Origin of the sequence: Mariniflexile sp. TRM1-10 (assembly GCF_003425985.1) — a bacterium.
Lineage (GTDB): Bacteria > Bacteroidota > Bacteroidia > Flavobacteriales > Flavobacteriaceae > Mariniflexile.
In genome coordinates this window covers 1,399,903-1,417,505 of the sequence record NZ_CP022985.1, presented here as the reverse complement: position 1 = coordinate 1,417,505, position 17,603 = coordinate 1,399,903, and the positions used below count along the sequence as shown (strand labels likewise).

Here is a 17,603-nt window from a genome sequence, read left to right as displayed (position 1 = left end):
AAAAAGTTATAAAGTTGAGCTTAAGTACTTTATTAAACCACTAATTAACTTTGAAACTTCGTTTACTTTTAACTTTAATTTTTCAAATTCTTCTGAACTTAAATAATTTATATCATACGCTAAATATAGTTGCGAGCGAAACTCTCCTGAGGAAGCTTTAGCAATATATAAAAAGCGAATGAACTCTTTAGTGGTCTCCCTTCAAAACCTTCAGCTATGTTTGAAGATATTGAAATGCTTGACCTTCTTATTTGGTCTCTTAAACCAAAATCATTATTAAAATATTTATTCTCTATAATTAAATTATAAATGTCTTTGTTTAACTCTCTTGCCTTTTGCCATGATATTATTTCTTCAAAAGAATTAAATTTCGCCATTTACTTTAAAACTTATTAACTTTCAAACTTTATAACTTAAAGAGAAAACGATTCGCCACATCCACAAGTGCGATTTGCATTTGGGTTGTTAAACACGAATCCGGTTCCGTTTAATCCTCCAGAATATTCTAAAGTAGTCCCTATCAAGTAAAGGAAACTCTTTTTGTCAACAATAATTTTAACGTCATTATCTACAAATACTTTATCGTCTTCTTGATTTTCTTTATCAAACTTTAAATCGTAAGATAGCCCAGAACAACCACCGCTTTTAACGCCAACACGTACATAGTCGGTAGCAGGATTATAGCCATCTTCTTGCATAAGTTCGATAACTTTTTTCTTAGCTGTTTCAGAAACTTTTATCATATTTTTTTAATTAGATTTAGATTCGTCTTATACAAATAGTTTATTAAGACAATTTCTAAATAGAGTACAAATATACAATATAAGTCACGGATTACCATATAACCTAACATTATATTAGCATATAGTTTTATAGGTTTTTCTTATTGATTAAAAAAAAGACACCTTTGTTATAGATTTTTGATTTTAAGTTAACAAAATTGAATTTTTATTATATGAAGCATATTCATTTATAAAAATAAGCTTCTTATTTTTGCAGTATGATAGAAGATAAAAATCAACAACGTACGCCATTAAGTGAATTAGGTGAATTTGGACTGATAGACCATTTAACAAAAAACTTTGAAATAAATCACAGTTCTACCATCAAGGGGATAGGCGATGATGCAGCCGTTTTAAATTTTGAAAACAAAAAAATTGTAGTTACTACAGATCTTTTGGTTGAAGGGGTGCATTTCGATTTAAGTTACATGCCACTAAAACATTTAGGTTATAAAGCGGTTGTTGTAAACCTATCCGATGTGTATGCTATGAATGCAAAAGCAACACAAATTACAGTATCTATTGCGGTGTCTAATAGATTTCCTTTGGAAGCACTTGAAGATATTTATGCAGGTATAGAAACAGCAGCCAAAATTTATGATGTAGATGTGATAGGTGGTGATACAACATCATCTAACACGGGGCTTCTGATTTCCATTACAGCTATTGGCGTAGTGGAAGATGAAGTTTATAGAAATGGCGCTAAACCGAACGATTTATTGGTTGTCACTGGCGATTTGGGTGGTGCTTTTATGGGTTTGCAAGTGCTTGAACGTGAAAAAGAAGTCTATAAAGTAAACCCAAATAACCAACCCGATTTAGAGCCTTATACCTATATTATTGAACGCCAATTAAAACCAGAAGCACGTAAAGACATTATTAAGTTGTTGAAAGATTTGGATGTAAAACCAACGGCTATGATTGATATTAGTGATGGTTTATCGTCTGAAATTATTCATTTATGCAAACAAAGTGATGTGGGATGCGATTTATATGAAGAAAAAATTCCGTTAGACCCTCAAGTTATTTCAACTTGTGAAGAATTTAATATTGATAGCACAACCGTTGCTTTAAATGGCGGTGAAGATTATGAATTGTTGTTTACGGTATCTCAAGCCGATTTTCCTAAAATACAAGCAAATCCTAATTTTAGTGTTATTGGATATATGAAAGAAGCAAATGAAGGGATGCATTTGATAACCAGGGGAGAATCAAAAATACCCATAAAGGCACAAGGGTGGAAAAACTTTAATGACTAAAGATTAACAATCCATTATTAATTTTTTGACGATTGGTTTTAGAAATACGTTTATGGTGGACGCGTTCCAACACATCGTTAATTTCTTTAAACTTAGGGGTCAATTCAATTAAACTTCCGTTACTGCTTGTTGTTAGTTGTTTTTTACAAGTTTTGCATGCGTATTCTTTGACATGATAAGTAACATTTCTAGTGACTTTAAAATCATGTCCGAATACCAGACAATGAATATTTTTCATTTAAATGTTTTAATTAGTTGCTTTAGAGTTTATTAAACTATAAAAAATGAACCAAAAAACACTGACAACGGATTAGTAAATCGACGAAACGAGTCTTTTTTCCCTTGAACGTTCCATTCTTGTGTTGTAAATACGCTCTAAAATGGCATTAATTTCTTCAAATTTTGGAGTTAATTCAATTAAATTTCCGTTGCTGTTTGTTGTTAATTGCTTTTTGCAATGTGAACAAGTGTACTCTTTTACATGATACGTTACTTTTTTAGTTACTTGATAATCATGACCAAAGAAATTGCAGTACATCTTTGGTATGAGTGCTGTTTTGGTGGTAGATTTTTTCATATTTTTGGTTGTTTGGTTGTTAAACATAAATAAAAAAATCAAATAAACCGCCAAAATGTTAAATATTTTCGATGAAATGCATAATTTGTATTAAGAATTCACTTTCATTTTCGATATGGCTCATGTGTCCGTCTGGAAATTCAACCACGTGAACGCTATTGTTTTTAGTTTGACTAATGAGTGTGTCGTAATCTAAAACAGGATCTTTTTTACTAATGATCATCATTTTTTTGAAATGGGATAATTGAAGAATGTGTTCTCTATTTTTTCTAATTTTCATACCTTCCAACGCTGCAACAATGCCCTGTAAAGGCGTTTGTAAAGCTTCATTAACAACATCCTTTATTTTATTAGAAAAAGCAATTCTGTTTTTTGGTCTGAATAAATTGTTGACAGCAATTCTAATAAAAGTTTTGTAATTCTGTTTAACAGCTACAATAGCTCGATCCCTGTTTTGTTTTTTTTCCTCGGTATCGGGTAGTGCTGTAGAGTTCATCAAGCACAATCCCTTTAAAGCATTTGGTTTTTTTTCCGCAAAAGCGAGTGCTACATAACCACCCATGGAATGTCCAATAATAGTTGAACTTGTTATATTTAAATGGTTAAGTACCGCTTCAACAGTTTCTGCCATAAGTTCCATAGTATGTATGTAGCCTAAACATGCTGTTTTGCCATGACCTAGCAAATCAATACAAATAACCCTGTTTCTTTTTGTTAGTTTTGGGATGAAGGCGTCCCACATAGAAACATTTTCTAAAAAACCATGGAGTAAAACTACGGGATTTCCTTCCCCTTCATCTGTGTAAAAAATGTTGATGCCTTTGTATGGTAGTGTCATATTCAATAATATTTAGGACATTACATATATCAACTAAGCTTTTACCTTTTTTATTGCGGTAAAAGCTTTATCAACAAACTCGTCTTCAACTAAAATGGTAAATTCGTTGGTAGTCGAAATGACTTCGTACAGTACAATGCCTTCCCAAGCTAAACGTTTAAAAAATTGATAATATAAACCCGCAATTTTTGAGTTGTCTTGCGGAAGGTTGACGCTAATAGCCGACAAGCCATCTTGTTTTGCAATGAAAGTTTCGCTTTTTAGATTGTCTTCAATATATTCTTTTAAACTGCTGGAGATAATGATGTTGCTTTCGTGAATACCACGCGTGAATGTATAGAAAAGTTTAGATTCTTGATTGATACGGTCTAAAATTTTAGCGTGATTATCAATAATGGTTTCAGAATTTTTAATTGTGAAATCGGTGAGGTTTGAGCGTACGGTAATATCGCCTAAATTTTGCATCATTTTTTTCATTTTAACAGAATTAGATAAGGCAGGCGGCGGATTGTAACGTCTTAAAGCCATCATAATGGCTCCAGGTTTTACATCTTTTTTTAGCATTTTGCTTATAGGTTCGGTAAGCTCTATGGCTAAAGCACTAAAATTAATGATGTTTCTAGAAAGTGCTTCTTCTAGATAGGGTTGTGTAATTAGAATGTCTTCTACGCAGTTTGATACAGTTTTCATCTGTTTATATTTATTGTTTTAATTTGGTCATGCTTCGACTGAGCTCAGCAAAGGCTATGGAACACCCTAAATAATCATCCTTATGTGTGTGAATGCCATTTTCATGGGTGTTTCATGTGTTATATTTTATTCTTTTTAAGATTATACGTCGATGCTCAGCATAAGTATGTAACGTTCAGTATCTTTTTCTTAAAAAACAAAGTTTAGAGACCAACGTTTGTTGTTAATTATTTAACAATATGTGCAAAAATAAACATATTTTTTAATAAATATCTTTTTTAAGCCAAGGAGTTATAATTTAGCGCCCTGAATTGATATAAATGAATCAATTTGATAAAGGGAATAAGCTTATATAAAGTATGAAAGTATTAAAATTCGGTGGCACTTCGGTAGGATCGGTTGAAAATATACATAACGTTAAAAATATAATTAACGATGGCGAAAAAAAGGTTGTTGTATTGTCAGCTATGTCTGGTACAACCAATCATTTAGTTGCTATTTCAAAACATATTGCCGATAATGAGGCGAATGAAGCTCTTGATAAAATCAATAAACTTCATGACACTTATTTAAAAGTAATAGATAGCCTACTTGCCAATGCTTTATTAAATAAAGATGTTAAAGCATACGTTTCTGGTATTTTTAATTTATTGGTTGCATGTACCAACAAGCCTTATTCCATGGAGTTGGAAAACCAAATAGTAGCTCAAGGCGAATTGCTTTCGACTTATATGGTAAACAGTTATTTAAATCAAGAAGGTGTAAGCTCAGCATTGCTACCTGCATTAAGCTTTATGCGTATTGATGCGGCTAAAGATCCTGATTTAAATTATATAAAAGAACATTTTAAAACCACTTATAATAAGGCTGAAGACGCTCAAATATACATCACCCAAGGGTTTATCTGTTTGGATGATAAAGGAGCGATTTCTAACCTTCAACGTGGTGGAAGTGATTATACAGCAACTATTATTGGTGCTGCTATTAACGCTGATGAAGTGCAAATATGGACAGATATTGATGGGATGCATAACAACGACCCAAGATATGTTGAAAATACAAGACCCATTTCAAATTTGTCTTTTGATGAAGCGGCAGAATTAGCATATTTTGGGGCAAAAATATTGCACCCTCAAACAGTAACACCTGTTAGATCGCTTAATATTCCAGTGCGTTTAAAAAATACCATGAACCCTGAGGCCTATGGTACTTTGATAAACAACGACCATTCTGAATGTGGAGTGAAAGCTATGGCTGCTAAAGATGGTATTACTGCTATTAAGATAAAATCTGGTAGAATGCTACAGGCACACGGGTTTTTAAGAAAGGTATTTGAAATTTTTGAAATTTACGAAACGTCGATCGACATGATTACCACATCGGAAGTTGCGGTGTCTTTAACTATTGATGACGATAAAAATTTAGATAAAATTTTAGCTGAATTGGAAAAGTTCGCTACCATTGAAGTGGATAAAAATCAAAGCATTATTTGTTTGGTTGGCCATTCGGTTGTAAACCATCAAGAAACTTATAAGCTGTTTCAAATACTGCAAGATGTGAAAATTAGAATGATTTCCTATGGAGGAAGTAGCAATAATATTTCACTTTTGGTAGATGCCAAGAACAAAATTAATACGCTGCAAAAACTAAACGATTATTTATTTGAATTAGTCACTCTGTAAATTATGAAATTTTAGTGTTGTTAGCAGCAAAGGGTCGTTGAAAAACGACCCTTTCTTCTTTTTATAAATTCATTAGGGCTTCGATTTCCTCAGCTTCAATAGGAATGTTCCGCATTAAATTAAATGGTTCTCCGGATTTTTGGATAACCACATCATCTTCCAATCGTATTCCAAAACCTTCTTCTGGAATGTAAATTCCAGGTTCTACGGTAAACACCATGTTGGCTTGCATAGGTTCGGTTAAAATCCCATAATCGTGCGTATCTAAACCCATGTGATGGCTGGTTCCATGCATAAAATATTTTTTGTAAGCAGGCCAATCCGGGTTTTCATTTTGTATATCGGCTTTGTCCAATAAACCTAAACCTAGCAATTCAGAAGTCATTATTTTACCAACTTCCAGATGGTAATCTGCCCAAATAGTTCCGGGAGTTAATAATTTTGTGGCTTCATTTTTTACTCTTAAAACAGCATTGTAAACCGCTTTTTGTCTCACGGAATATTTCCCGGAAACAGGAATGGTTCTACTTAAATCACTTGAATAATTAGCATACTCTGCAGCAGTATCGAATAAAATTAAATCACCTGCTTTACATTGTTTGTTGTTTTCGATATAATGCAATACGTTGGCATTATTTCCAGAAGCGATAATGGGTGTGTAGGCAAATCCTTTAGAACGGTTAAGCAAAAACTCGTGCATTAGTTCAGCTTCAATTTCATATTCCCAAACGTCTGGTTTTACAAAGTTTAAAATTCTACGGAATCCTTTTTCGGTAATGTTACACGCTTGTTGGATTAAATTGATTTCAATTTGACTTTTAACTGAACGAAGACGTTGTAAAATGGGGGCGCTTTTAGCGACACTGTGCGCTGGATATTTCTCTTTTAACCATTTGGTATAGCGGTCTTCACGGGTTTCGGTTTCAACATTGGCTCTATAATGTTCGTTGGTGTTTATGTAAACCGTGTCACATTGTGTCATGAGTTCAAACATGATCTTTTCCATGTCTTGAAGCCAATACACTGTTTTAATACCGCTGGTTTCAAAAGCTTTTTCTTTGGTAAGTTTTTCACCTTCCCAGATAGCAATATGGGCATTGGTTTCTTTTAAAAATAAAATTTCGCGATGTTTTTCTTTAGGGCAATCGGGAAACAATACCAAAATGCTTTCTTCCTGGTCTACACCACTTAAATAAAAAATATCACGATGTTGTTGAAAAGGCATCGTACTATCGGCACTTATAGGGTAGATGTCGTTTGAGTTAAAAACAGCTAAACTGCTAGGTTTCATTTTGGCAGTAAAGTTTTTTCTGTTATTAATAAAAAGTGAAGAATCTATTGGTAAATATTTCATGTGTTTGTTTTTAAATTCGTTGTAAATCAATTATGTAAGACGCAGCTTTTAGTGTCTTTAAATGGATGTTATGTAAATATTAAGGATACTAAAAGTAACAAAACTAAACAAATCATATGTAATAATTTGCTATATTTGATACTGCCCCATCTCGAAATCACTAAAACGGTTAACATTATGAAAAAAATTATAATACATATAAAAGTGGTTTTGTTATTGATGGTGTTTGTTCCATGTAGCATACCTGCACAAATCTTACTTAAAGAGGCTTCATTAAAAAAGCAAATTGAAAATTCAAGTTTGGTGGTAGAAGGAAAGGTTATTTCAAAAAAATCATTTTGGGATGCCGAAAAAAAGAATATTTACACAGCAAATAAAATACAAGTATATAAAGTTTTTAAAGGAGGTATGTATGAAACCATTGAGGTTATAACCAAAGGAGGAACAGTTGGTTTATCTGCTGAAGTTGTTACCCCAAGTTTGAAATTGCATACTGATGATATTGGAATATTTATGCTATATGATAATAATATTAAATCAAATGTTTTAAATAAATCTTCAATAAAGCAATTTAAACCTTATGGCTCATTACAAGGTTTTTATAAATATAACTTATATAGCGACGAAGCTATTAATCCTTTCAATAAAAAGAAAGGCATAGCAACTTCTTTTTATAATGAAATTATGAGTCATACCAATACAGCTTATATTGAAGTTGCTGATTTTGACAGTTCTAAAAAACAAACTAGTTTAAACAAAAGTGCATTAGCGGCTCCAGGCTCCATAACTTTTAATCCAACAACGGCCACTGCAGGAACCAAAACGGTGCTTACCATTAATGGGACTGGTTTTGGTACAACCAAAGGCAAAGTGTTATTTAGTAATGCCGATGATGGAGGTGCTACTTTTATTGAAGCTATAGGTACACAAGTGCTCACTTGGTCTGACACACAAATTACAGTTGAAATTCCTTCTGAAGCAGGAACAGGGCAAATTAGAATTACAGATAATACCAATGCTTCGGCAACTTCAACTAATAGTTTAACAATTACGTATTCTGAATCAAATGTATATTACGATGCTGATGATGAGACAAGTACAGGTGGTGACAACGGGGCACTTCCTTTATATGCTTACAGGACCCAGCATATTAATGATGACGCTGCTGGAGGTTACACATGGCGTATGTTTACAGATTTCGATGCCAATGTCAATGCCAAAGCCGCCTTTTTAAGGGCTTTTGAAACATGGCGATGTGAAACAGGTATTAATTGGGTAGTAGGAGCTACGACTACAGTAGATGTTGCTTCACAAGATGATGTAAATGTTATTAGGTTTGATAATGGTGATGAGTTAGAAGCAGATGTTTTAGGTCAGTGTACATCTCACTATGGTGGTTGTTCATCTGGCTCAACATTTAATTGGTTTGTATCAGAATTAGATCTTGTTTTTGATGACGCAATTAACTGGAATTTTAGTTCTGCTACCAATTCAACAGGAATTTCTCAATATGACTTTGAAAGTGTGGCGCTTCACGAGTTAGGTCATGGACATCAATTAGCTCATGTTAATGATACAAATGATGTTATGAACTATGCACTTTCAAATTCTGAAGAGCAAAGAGTTTTGGGTACTAGAAATATTACAGTTGCAAATGCCATTCAGGTAAGAAGTACGGGTTCCATGGTATGTACACAGCCTTTAATGACTAACCACCCTTGTTCTTTGGGTATTGAAGAAGAAGAGTTAAATGCGGCGATTAATATGTATCCCAACCCAACAAGTGGGCAATTTTATATAAAAAATACATCACTCATTAATTTAGATAAGATAGTTGTATATGATGTTAGGGGTAGGCTAATATCTCAGCACGATATGACTAATGCATCAAAAACACAAACCATTAACTTACTTGGTGTTTCAAAAGGCTTGTATTTTGTTAAGATTCTTTCCGAAAGAGCAGAAATTACTAAAAAAATACTTATAGAGTAAGTTTATTTTTGTTAGAAAATAGTTTTTAATGGGCATGAAAGTTCAATTTTTAATTTTTGAAGCACTACTTTTGTTATGAAATTTTCAAAAACATAAAAGTATTTTTATTTTATTGCTTTTTTTTGGTGTTTAAAAATAACAATTCCGAATTGTTTTTAAAAACTAAGTATTATTACTTATAATTGTTCTAAATTAGAATTTTACAGCTCAACTTTTTGCCTATGAATTTATTGTAAATTACCTTTGCGAACTATACTTAACAAATTAAATAATGAGCGGATTTTTTAAATCTTCAATCGGAAGAAAAGTAGCCATGGCGCTTTCAGCTTTCTTCCTCATGTTTTTCTTACTTCAACATCTTGCAATTAATCTTTTATCTGTTTTTAGTGGCAATCTCTTTAATGAGGTCTCTCACTATATGGGAACTAATTGGTTAATTCAATTTGTGATGCAACCCATATTAATTTTTGGCGTTATATTCCATTTTGTTATGGGTTTTATCTTGGAAATAAGAAACAATAAAGCAAGACATATTGCTTATGTGAAAAACAATGGTGCAGCTAACTCCACGTGGATGAGTCGAAACATGATTTACACTGGTGTTGCTATTTTGGCATTTATCGTCTTGCACTTTATCGATTTTTGGTTTCCAGAAATTAATGCCAAATATATTAAAGGTGATTGGTCTGGGGGACATGACCTTGTTGATGGTTACCGATATTTCCATGAGCTACAAGAAAAGTTTGTAAGCCCAATTAGAGTTGGTGCTTATGTAATAGCGTTTGTGTTTTTAGCATTGCATTTGTTACATGGCTTTGCGTCAGCATTCCAATCTATGGGAGTTTCTACAATAAGAAAAAAGAGATTACAAAGTTTTGGTAAAGCATATGCTATTTTAATTCCATTAGGATTTATATTTATTGCTTTGTATCATTATTTTAACCATTAATCTTAGAAAAATGGCATTAGATTCAAAAATACCACATGGTCCAATTCAAGATAAATGGACAGATTATAAAAATCATATCAATTTAGTAAATCCGGCTAATAAGCGTCATATTGATGTTATCGTTGTTGGAACAGGGTTAGCAGGAGGTTCAGCAGCAGCTACTTTAGCAGAGTTAGGTTATAATGTAAAAGCATTTGCTTATCAAGATTCACCTCGTAGAGCACACTCTATTGCGGCACAAGGTGGAATTAATGCTGCCAAGAACTACCAAGGTGATGGCGATTCAACATATAGATTATTTTACGATACTGTAAAGGGAGGTGATTACCGTTCCCGTGAAGCTAACGTGTACCGTTTAGCTGAGGTATCAGCAAATATTATTGACCAATGTGTGGCACAAGGAGTTCCTTTTGCCCGTGATTATGGTGGATTGTTAGACAACCGTTCGTTTGGAGGCGTTTTGGTTTCTAGAACTTTTTATGCTAAAGGACAAACAGGTCAGCAATTATTATTAGGAGCTTATTCAGCAATGAACCGTCAAATTGCACGTGGTAAAATTGAAATGTTCAACCGCCACGAAATGCTTGATGTTGTTAAGGTTGATGGGAAAGCACGAGGTATTATTGCCCGTAATTTAATTACAGGTGAAATAGAGCGTCATTCCGCACATGCTGTGGTTATTGCTTCCGGTGGTTACGGAAATGTATATTTCTTGTCAACCAATGCTATGGGAAGTAACGCAACTGCTGCTTGGAAAATTCATAAAAAAGGCGCGTATTTCGCAAATCCTTGCTTCACTCAAATTCACCCAACATGTATTCCGCGTTCTGGTGACTATCAATCTAAATTAACCTTAATGTCCGAATCGTTGCGTAACGACGGGCGTATTTGGGTACCAAAGAATATTGAAGATGCTAAAGCACTGCAACAGCGCAAAATAAAACCAACCGATATCGCTGAAGAAAACAGAGATTATTTCCTAGAGCGCCGTTACCCAGCGTTTGGTAATTTAGTGCCTCGTGATGTGGCTTCTCGTGCTGCTAAAGAACGTTGTGATGCTGGTTTTGGAGTGAATGCTACCGGTGAAGCGGTGTTTTTAGATTTTGCTTCAGCAATTACACGCTATGGGAAAACGCAAGCTAAAATTCAGAATATAGAAAATCCATCGGATGCTAAAATATACGAATTAGGTCAAGCGATTGTAGAAGAGAAATACGGAAACTTATTCCAAATGTATGAGAAAATTGTAGATGAAGATCCATACAAAACACCTATGATGATTTACCCTGCAACACACTACACCATGGGAGGAATTTGGGTTGATTATAACTTAATGACTTCGGTTGATGGCTTATACTGTATCGGTGAAGCTAACTTCTCAGACCATGGAGCAAATAGACTTGGAGCTTCGGCGCTGATGCAAGGGTTGGCAGATGGTTATTTTGTATTGCCTTATACCATTGGCGATTATCTTTCTAAAGAAATTAGAACAGGTAAAATTCCAACCAATACGCCAGAGTTTGACGAAGCTGAAAAAGAAGTAACAGATAGAATCAATTTCTTCATCAATAATAAAGGAACGCATTCAGTAGATTATTACCACAAAAAATTAGGTAAAATCATGTGGGATAAATGTGGAATGTCTCGTAACGAGCAAGGTTTAAAAGAAGCCATGGTAGAAATAAAAGCATTACGCGAAGATTTCTGGAAAAATGTTAAAGTACCAGGTTCTGCTAACGAAATGAATCCTGAGTTAGAAAAAGCAGGTCGTGTAGCAGATTTTCTTGAGTTAGGCGAGCTATTTGCTAAAGATGCACTTAATAGAAACGAATCTTGTGGAGGTCATTTTAGAGAAGAGTCCGTTGAATTAGACGGCGAACAAAAAGGTGAGGCAAAACGTAACGATAAAGATTACGCTTATGTAGCTGCTTGGGAATACAAAGGAGAACCAGCTGATGCGATTTTGCATAAAGAAATATTAGAGTTTAAAGATATAGAACTAAAACAACGTAGTTATAAATAGTTGATGGTTTGTGGTTGATAGTTAATGGGTTAAAAGTTTTTAGATGAAAAATTTAACATCCACATATAACAGCTAACAACCAACAGCCAACAACCAACAACTAAAAAATATGAATCTAACACTTAAAATTTGGAGACAAAAAGACTCGAAAGCAAAGGGTCAAATGGTCGATTATAAAGTAACTGATATTTCAGAGCATATGTCTTTTTTAGAAATGATGGATGTTTTGAATGAACAATTGGTAAATACTGGAGAAGAGCCTGTGGCTTTCGATCACGATTGTCGCGAAGGTATTTGCGGTATGTGTTCTATGTACATAAATGGTGAAGCCCATGGTCCGGATAGAGGCGTAACGACTTGTCAATTACATATGCGTATGTTTAAAGATGGCGATACGATTACTATCGAACCATTTAGAGCAACTGCATTCCCTGTGATTAAAGATTTAGTGGTCGATAGAACATCTTTTGAACGTATTCAACAGGCAGGTGGCTATATCTCTGTTAATACTTCAGGAAATACACAAGATGCGAATTCGATTCCAATTTCTAAACACGCTGCCGATGAAGCTATGGATGCAGCAACTTGTATAGGTTGTGGTGCGTGTGTTGCTTCGTGTAAAAACTCATCTGCTATGTTATTTGTGGGTGCTAAAGTATCACAATATGCGTTGTTGCCTCAAGGACAAATAGAAGCTGCAGACCGTGTTCGCAATATGGTGGCGCAAATGGATTTGGAAGGTTTTGGAAACTGTACCAATACAGGTGCCTGCGAAATTGAATGTCCAAAAGACATTTCATTAGAGAACATAGCTCGTATGAATAGAGAATTAATGAAAGCGAGCTTATCATAATAATTCCCTTTCATCGATAATTTATAAGACCCAAGCAAAAGCTTGGGTTTTTTATTTAGATTTGGTTATTAAATTTATAAAATGAAGAAACTTGTTTGCTTTTTTGTGTTGGGATATTTTTTGGGTACGGCGTGTCATGCACAAATGATGCATCCTAATAATTCCAAAACATCTTTGTTTGACGAATCTATGCTCCTTCAACATATTAAAGCCCTATCATCTGATGCATTTGAAGGACGAAAAACAGGAACAAAAGGCGGGGAAAAAGCAAAAAAATACATTGTCAATCAGTTTTCTGCTGGTCATGTTTTACCGTTAGGGAAACGTTATGGACAACCCTTTTCATTTTTCCATGAAGGAAAGCATCATAATGGCGTTAATGTTTTAGGATTAATAAAAGGATCCTTATATCCAGATAAATACATAGTTATTAGTGCACATTACGACCATGAAGGTATTAAGAATGGGCAAATATATAATGGTGCAGATGATGACGCTTCGGGAGTAAGTGCCTTGTTTAGTTTTGCTGAATATTTTAAAAACAACCCACCCAAACATTCGGTTGTTTTAGCTGCTTTTGATGCCGAAGAATTAGGACTTCAAGGGTCTAAGTATTTTGTAAATCATTCTATTATTCCCTTAAAACAAATCATCGTAAACCTTAATATGGATATGATTAGCAGAAGTGATAAAAATGAACTATTTGTTGTCGGTACTGTTTATAATGAAACTTTGAAAAAGGTGATTTCAAATCATAAATATTCAAATAAAATAAATTTTTTAACAGGACATGATGAAGGTAACTGGAAAGACAATTGGACCCATGCGTCCGATCACGCCTCTTTTCACAAAAAAAAGATTCCATTTTTATATTTTGGTGTTGATGACCATGAAGATTACCACGAACCAACCGATGATTACGAAAATATTCAACCAGAATTTTATATAGAAGCTGTAAAAGTTATCATGTCGGTTTTTGAAAAAATAGATGTATTAACTTTTCCTGCAAGGTTTTAGCTTTTCCTGCAAGGTTTTTCAAGGTTTTTAAAACCTTGCAGGATTAAAAATAAGCTTTCAATTGTACCATTCCTGTATGAATGGTTTTGCTGGTTTCGGTTTTTCTACCAAAATAACTTAGGTTTAGGTCTAAGAAATCAGTTAGTTTTTTTTGTGCCAATACACTCCAAGTAAAGTTTTTGCCAGGTTGCAAACCTTCCAACATTTGATATGAAACGGGTGTGTTAGTATTGCCATCAAATTTATTGGAGAAAAAGTTAAACTCGCCAATAATAGAATTTTTTTGATTACCAGAAAACGTAAATGAAGTCCCGTATTTTTGTTGTTTTAAAGTTTCTAAACCACCAATGGTATTTTCTTTACTGGCATATTGGTAGAAGAGATCGAAACGCGAATTGTCATTAAATAAATAGGATAATTTTGGGTTTAATCGGGTTTCATCAAAATAGTAATTTTTACTTGCGAAATTTTGACTTAAGCTTTCATTTTTTTCAAAATCAGATTGAAGTGTTATCAACCAACTTTCGGCAAATTTATGATTGAAATTAAATTGATGGCTTTTCAATCCATTTTCAACAAATCCAATAGATAAAATGTTGCGGGTTTTGTTTGAAAGGTAGGTGTAAGATGTTGTAAAATGTTGCTTTCCACGATTAAAAAACAAGACATTCCTAAAATTTAATTGAAGTCCTAATTGGTTTTCTTCACTATTTTCAAAAGGATTTAAGTTAAAACTACTGCCATCGCGTTTTAATTTTCTATCTATCAAATAACTAGTTTGGTTGTAAAAATGCGACCAGAATTTTTGTGTTTTATTTTCGGAGACCGACCACTGCGCTGGATTAACGGTAAGCGTCTGACTCAGCCTATTTTGATGCGTTTTTATATAAACCCGATTGGGTAACAGCACACGAATGTATTTGCCTTGGTCTTGAAATTGGGCAATTTCAAATTCCTCTAACTCCTGAATGCCGTTTTCGTTGTAATCAATCCAGGTATAAGTGCCTTGTCCGGGTTCTACTTCAACATACGTGAAATCTTGTTGTGGTAAAGTGCCAGAATTGGTTTCAAATAAGGTGTTCCATTGTACCAATTGTTTAAAAAGTTTTTGGTTGAATTGCAAGCGGGAATTTATAGACTGCTCGTCATCGGTGGTTTCATCTTCACTTTTTAAGGTTCTGTAATTTGCGTATAAGGCTAAGTTGGTATTGGTGTTTTGAATAAGCTGTGTGTCTAAATAAAAAGTATTCGATGTATTTACTTTTTGCAATTGATTGTTTCTAATGCTATCATTTACCCTGTTTTTATAACCAATTTCGGTAAAAATTTTTGAGCTATCTCCAACACCAAAAAACACTTCGTACGATTTGAATTTTTGACTTAAAGGTGTTAATTCTTGTGTTGAAACAGTTTTTTGTTCATTGTCTTCAATGGCTAATTTAGTGCCTAGCCAACTTTTGTTCATACTATACGCAATGGTGTTGGATGATCTTAAAAATGTTGAGGTATTGGTGGTCGAATTGGCATTTAAAAAACTAGAATATGATGCAATCCTAAATTTATTAAGCGCTAAAAACGTATTGAAAACATGGCGGTTTCCATTAAAATTTTCAGAAAAACCTAAATGCTCAAATTGATAGGTAACGTTTCCTTTTTCGGGATGATTCAAACTTAAACCAGAAGTAAGCAAGGTTTGATTGCCAAAATTGATGTTTGGAGTACTAGTGGAAGTATCATTTAAATTCCAATCCCTATTAAATTCGGCATTGTACAAACGTTCAATGGTTTTAAAATTTTTCTGGATATAATCGGCATCTGCAAAAACTTTCAGACTCCATAAACTATCCTTTTTAGTGATGTTTTGTGAGATTTTAAATTTACTGGCCACCCCGTCATTATTAGCATCGTCTATAGTTGAAAATAAGTTTAAATCGTTTTTACTTGCAGCTATTTCAAAACCGATATCTGTTTTTTCGGTGGGTTTGTAGTCACCATTTACCACTGCTATTTGAAGTTTTGTTGGCGCAATTAATTGGACTATGGGAGCATAGTTTCCCTGTAAAGTACCTGCGTATTCATAAATGTTGTTAATGGCATTGGTACTGCTTAGAATATAGTCGCCTTGGTTGGCACCCACTTGGGTAAACGTAACGCGGTATAAGGTGTCGTTTGGATTATTGGAAAACACAAAGACTTCAGTACCATCTATAAGTTCTTTTTTATATAAAACCCTGTTATTGCTATAAGACTCTAAAACTTCTGATGGCGCTACCATTTGCGTTCTGTCGTCTCCCGCATTCGCTAATATTTGTACTTGGCCTTCCGATAAGTTTTGTTGCAAAGGTTGATTTTTAGCATCGTTTTCAGAATACACCGAAACGCCAATATTCAGTTTTTCACTTTTAAAGTTGCTACCGCCATACGCCACTAAACGCGAATAGTTGCGTTCACTGTATTGATAATCGACTGTAATGCGCATTTCGGACGTTATGGGAAAGGTTGAATTGAAAATGATTTCACCGGCATTATAATCAATAATATAATCTTTGTCTTCACCACGTTGCGCTACGATTCCGTTAACATAAACCGTTTCGCTACCCGACACAATAAGCACAAACAACTCGCCATTTTGCCCTTGTAGTTTATAAGGCCCTTGGTTACCTTCTTGTGCTTTAAACTGACTTCTTGTAAACTGTCCACGTACCAAAGCGCCAGCGGCAAACACATTGGTTTCGGTTTCTTCATGGCCCAAAGTGGCATTTACCGATAAACCTTGAACACGTTTAGAGAAGCTCGCAAAATAAGAATTGGTATTTTGTAAATCGATATCACCTGCACGCACATTCCAACGATCGCTGTACAGTTCAATAAAAACCTGATCGAATTCATCCAATCGCTGGCTATAACCACTTTCTTGCAACGGTATGTTGGCGTCTTGAATAGAGGCTCGAAGGGACACTTTATCACTAAGTTTTCCCGAAATTTGAAGGTCTAGTTCACTATTTAAAACCGAGTTTTGGTTGTTGCCAACCGTAACCCCCCTAGAAATACTACCAGAAGTTGTTAGGCCATCAAAAGGAATGTAATTTTTAGTATCGTTGGATTGCGAAAGTTGGTAAAGCTTTTGAAGATTATCGGTGTTTTCAACAATAATAGCATCGTCTAATTGTTTGTAGGTCTTGGTTAAAAACTCGGGGTATTTTAAATAATTGATAATGATAGAATCGGTTTCAATAGGTTTTATAAATTTTAAAAAGGCTTTTCCAAAATCAACTTCATAAAAAGTAGAATCAATAAGCACATTGTTTTTAGCTTTAACTGAAAAGTGGTTCGGGTTAATGCTTACGGTATCAATAACAATACTGTCTTTTACAGCAACTTTTTTAGTCCTATAGTTAGAAACTGGATTTTGCGAAAAGCCACAAAGCCCAATAAAAAAGAAAAAGAGGCAGGTTATAAACTTCATTAGATACTTAAACTTCAAATAGTTTAAAATATTTTGTTAATAGATTTCGTTAATTGTGGCACAAAATAATAGTGTAAAAGTAAAGCATTATTTATTTTAGCTGAAACAATACACTTTTAAA

At 34.0% G+C, this 17,603-nt stretch carries 14 protein-coding genes and 1 pseudogene; 7 read left to right on the top strand and 8 right to left on the bottom strand.

The genetic code is table 11. The features are described 5' to 3' along the window. Positions 1-6: 6 nt before the first annotated feature. Together CJ739_RS06055 and CJ739_RS06050 are read right to left on the bottom strand one after the other, a co-directional pair. A pseudogene (locus CJ739_RS06055) lies at positions 7-377 on the bottom strand (four helix bundle protein). Between the two features lie 36 nt (positions 378-413). Next, positions 414-743 carry a HesB/IscA family protein gene (locus CJ739_RS06050; RefSeq protein WP_117173402.1) on the bottom strand — a complete coding sequence of 110 codons (330 nt, stop codon included), beginning with the start codon at positions 741-743 and terminating at the stop codon, positions 414-416. A 257-nt stretch (positions 744-1,000) separates the two neighbouring features. Between CJ739_RS06050 and thiL the strand changes: the two genes are divergently transcribed. Further along, complete coding sequence (gene thiL / locus CJ739_RS06045; protein WP_117173400.1) at positions 1,001-2,041, top strand: thiamine-phosphate kinase; 1,041 nt, start codon at positions 1,001-1,003, stop codon at positions 2,039-2,041. Here thiL and CJ739_RS06040 read toward each other — a convergent pair. The 4 genes from CJ739_RS06040 to CJ739_RS06025 all read right to left on the bottom strand — a co-directional run bounded on the left by CJ739_RS06040 (position 2,031) and on the right by CJ739_RS06025 (position 4,146). After that, on the bottom strand, positions 2,031-2,279 hold the full coding sequence (locus tag CJ739_RS06040; protein ID WP_117173398.1) for a DUF1660 family phage protein: 249 nt from the start codon (positions 2,277-2,279) through the stop codon (positions 2,031-2,033). The two genes, thiL and CJ739_RS06040, sit on opposite strands and share 11 nt — an antisense overlap. A 72-nt stretch (positions 2,280-2,351) precedes the next feature. Next, positions 2,352-2,618 (bottom strand): DUF1660 family phage protein, encoded by a 267-nt coding sequence (locus CJ739_RS06035; RefSeq protein ID WP_117178786.1) that lies wholly within the window; start codon positions 2,616-2,618, stop codon positions 2,352-2,354. Positions 2,619-2,676: 58 nt separating this feature from the next. Then, positions 2,677-3,456 (bottom strand): alpha/beta hydrolase, encoded by a 780-nt coding sequence (locus CJ739_RS06030; protein ID WP_205419394.1) that lies wholly within the window; start codon positions 3,454-3,456, stop codon positions 2,677-2,679. Between the two features lie 33 nt (positions 3,457-3,489). Then, a complete protein-coding gene (locus CJ739_RS06025; RefSeq protein ID WP_117173394.1) occupies positions 3,490-4,146 on the bottom strand; it encodes a hypothetical protein in 657 nt (218 codons plus the stop codon). Between the two features lie 359 nt (positions 4,147-4,505). On the opposite strand from CJ739_RS06025, the gene CJ739_RS06020 reads away from it, so the two are divergent. Next, positions 4,506-5,828 (top strand): aspartate kinase, encoded by a 1,323-nt coding sequence (locus tag CJ739_RS06020; RefSeq protein WP_117173392.1) that lies wholly within the window; start codon positions 4,506-4,508, stop codon positions 5,826-5,828. Positions 5,829-5,889: 61 nt separating this feature from the next. On the opposite strand, the gene CJ739_RS06015 is transcribed toward CJ739_RS06020, so the two are convergent. Further along, a complete protein-coding gene (locus CJ739_RS06015) occupies positions 5,890-7,182 on the bottom strand; it encodes an aminopeptidase P family protein (RefSeq protein WP_117178784.1) in 1,293 nt (430 codons plus the stop codon). A 177-nt stretch (positions 7,183-7,359) separates the two neighbouring features. Between CJ739_RS06015 and CJ739_RS06010 the strand changes: the two genes are divergently transcribed. From CJ739_RS06010 to CJ739_RS05990, 5 genes are all read left to right on the top strand, one after another. Then, positions 7,360-9,174 (top strand): T9SS type A sorting domain-containing protein, encoded by a 1,815-nt coding sequence (locus CJ739_RS06010; protein ID WP_117173390.1) that lies wholly within the window; start codon positions 7,360-7,362, stop codon positions 9,172-9,174. Between the two features lie 271 nt (positions 9,175-9,445). After that, a complete protein-coding gene (locus tag CJ739_RS06005; RefSeq protein ID WP_117173388.1) occupies positions 9,446-10,123 on the top strand; it encodes a succinate dehydrogenase cytochrome b subunit in 678 nt (225 codons plus the stop codon). Positions 10,124-10,133: 10 nt separating this feature from the next. After that, a complete protein-coding gene (locus CJ739_RS06000; protein WP_117178782.1) occupies positions 10,134-12,146 on the top strand; it encodes a fumarate reductase/succinate dehydrogenase flavoprotein subunit in 2,013 nt (670 codons plus the stop codon). 109 nt (positions 12,147-12,255) lie between these two features. Then, entirely contained in the window at positions 12,256-12,999 is a 744-nt protein-coding gene (locus CJ739_RS05995; protein WP_117173386.1) for a succinate dehydrogenase/fumarate reductase iron-sulfur subunit, read from the top strand. 81 nt (positions 13,000-13,080) lie between these two features. Then, on the top strand, positions 13,081-14,016 hold the full coding sequence (locus CJ739_RS05990; protein ID WP_117173384.1) for a M28 family peptidase: 936 nt from the start codon (positions 13,081-13,083) through the stop codon (positions 14,014-14,016). Between the two features lie 43 nt (positions 14,017-14,059). Here CJ739_RS05990 and CJ739_RS05985 read toward each other — a convergent pair whose 3' ends face one another. Beyond that, a complete protein-coding gene (locus CJ739_RS05985) occupies positions 14,060-17,482 on the bottom strand; it encodes a DUF8818 domain-containing protein (protein ID WP_117173382.1) in 3,423 nt (1,140 codons plus the stop codon). Between the last annotated feature and the right edge of the window lie 121 nt (positions 17,483-17,603).

What these genes read in the sequence shown, in the direction of transcription:
- CJ739_RS05990 (WP_117173384.1), top strand. Translation starts at nt 13,081, where the DNA reads ATGAAGAAACTTGTTTGCTTTTTTGTGTTGGGATATTTTTTGGGTACG.
- CJ739_RS06025 (WP_117173394.1), bottom strand. Translation starts at nt 4,146, where the DNA reads ATGAAAACTGTATCAAACTGCGTAGAAGACATTCTAATTACACAACCC.
- CJ739_RS06035 (WP_117178786.1), bottom strand. Translation starts at nt 2,618, where the DNA reads ATGAAAAAATCTACCACCAAAACAGCACTCATACCAAAGATGTACTGC.
- CJ739_RS06050 (WP_117173402.1), bottom strand. Translation starts at nt 743, where the DNA reads ATGATAAAAGTTTCTGAAACAGCTAAGAAAAAAGTTATCGAACTTATG.
- CJ739_RS05985 (WP_117173382.1), bottom strand. Translation starts at nt 17,482, where the DNA reads ATGAAGTTTATAACCTGCCTCTTTTTCTTTTTTATTGGGCTTTGTGGC.
- CJ739_RS06000 (WP_117178782.1), top strand. Translation starts at nt 10,134, where the DNA reads ATGGCATTAGATTCAAAAATACCACATGGTCCAATTCAAGATAAATGG.
- CJ739_RS06010 (WP_117173390.1), top strand. Translation starts at nt 7,360, where the DNA reads ATGAAAAAAATTATAATACATATAAAAGTGGTTTTGTTATTGATGGTG.
- CJ739_RS06040 (WP_117173398.1), bottom strand. Translation starts at nt 2,279, where the DNA reads ATGAAAAATATTCATTGTCTGGTATTCGGACATGATTTTAAAGTCACT.
- thiL (WP_117173400.1), top strand. Translation starts at nt 1,001, where the DNA reads ATGATAGAAGATAAAAATCAACAACGTACGCCATTAAGTGAATTAGGT.
- CJ739_RS06030 (WP_205419394.1), bottom strand. Translation starts at nt 3,456, where the DNA reads ATGACACTACCATACAAAGGCATCAACATTTTTTACACAGATGAAGGG.
- CJ739_RS05995 (WP_117173386.1), top strand. Translation starts at nt 12,256, where the DNA reads ATGAATCTAACACTTAAAATTTGGAGACAAAAAGACTCGAAAGCAAAG.
- CJ739_RS06005 (WP_117173388.1), top strand. Translation starts at nt 9,446, where the DNA reads ATGAGCGGATTTTTTAAATCTTCAATCGGAAGAAAAGTAGCCATGGCG.
- CJ739_RS06015 (WP_117178784.1), bottom strand. Translation starts at nt 7,182, where the DNA reads ATGAAATATTTACCAATAGATTCTTCACTTTTTATTAATAACAGAAAA.
- CJ739_RS06020 (WP_117173392.1), top strand. Translation starts at nt 4,506, where the DNA reads ATGAAAGTATTAAAATTCGGTGGCACTTCGGTAGGATCGGTTGAAAAT.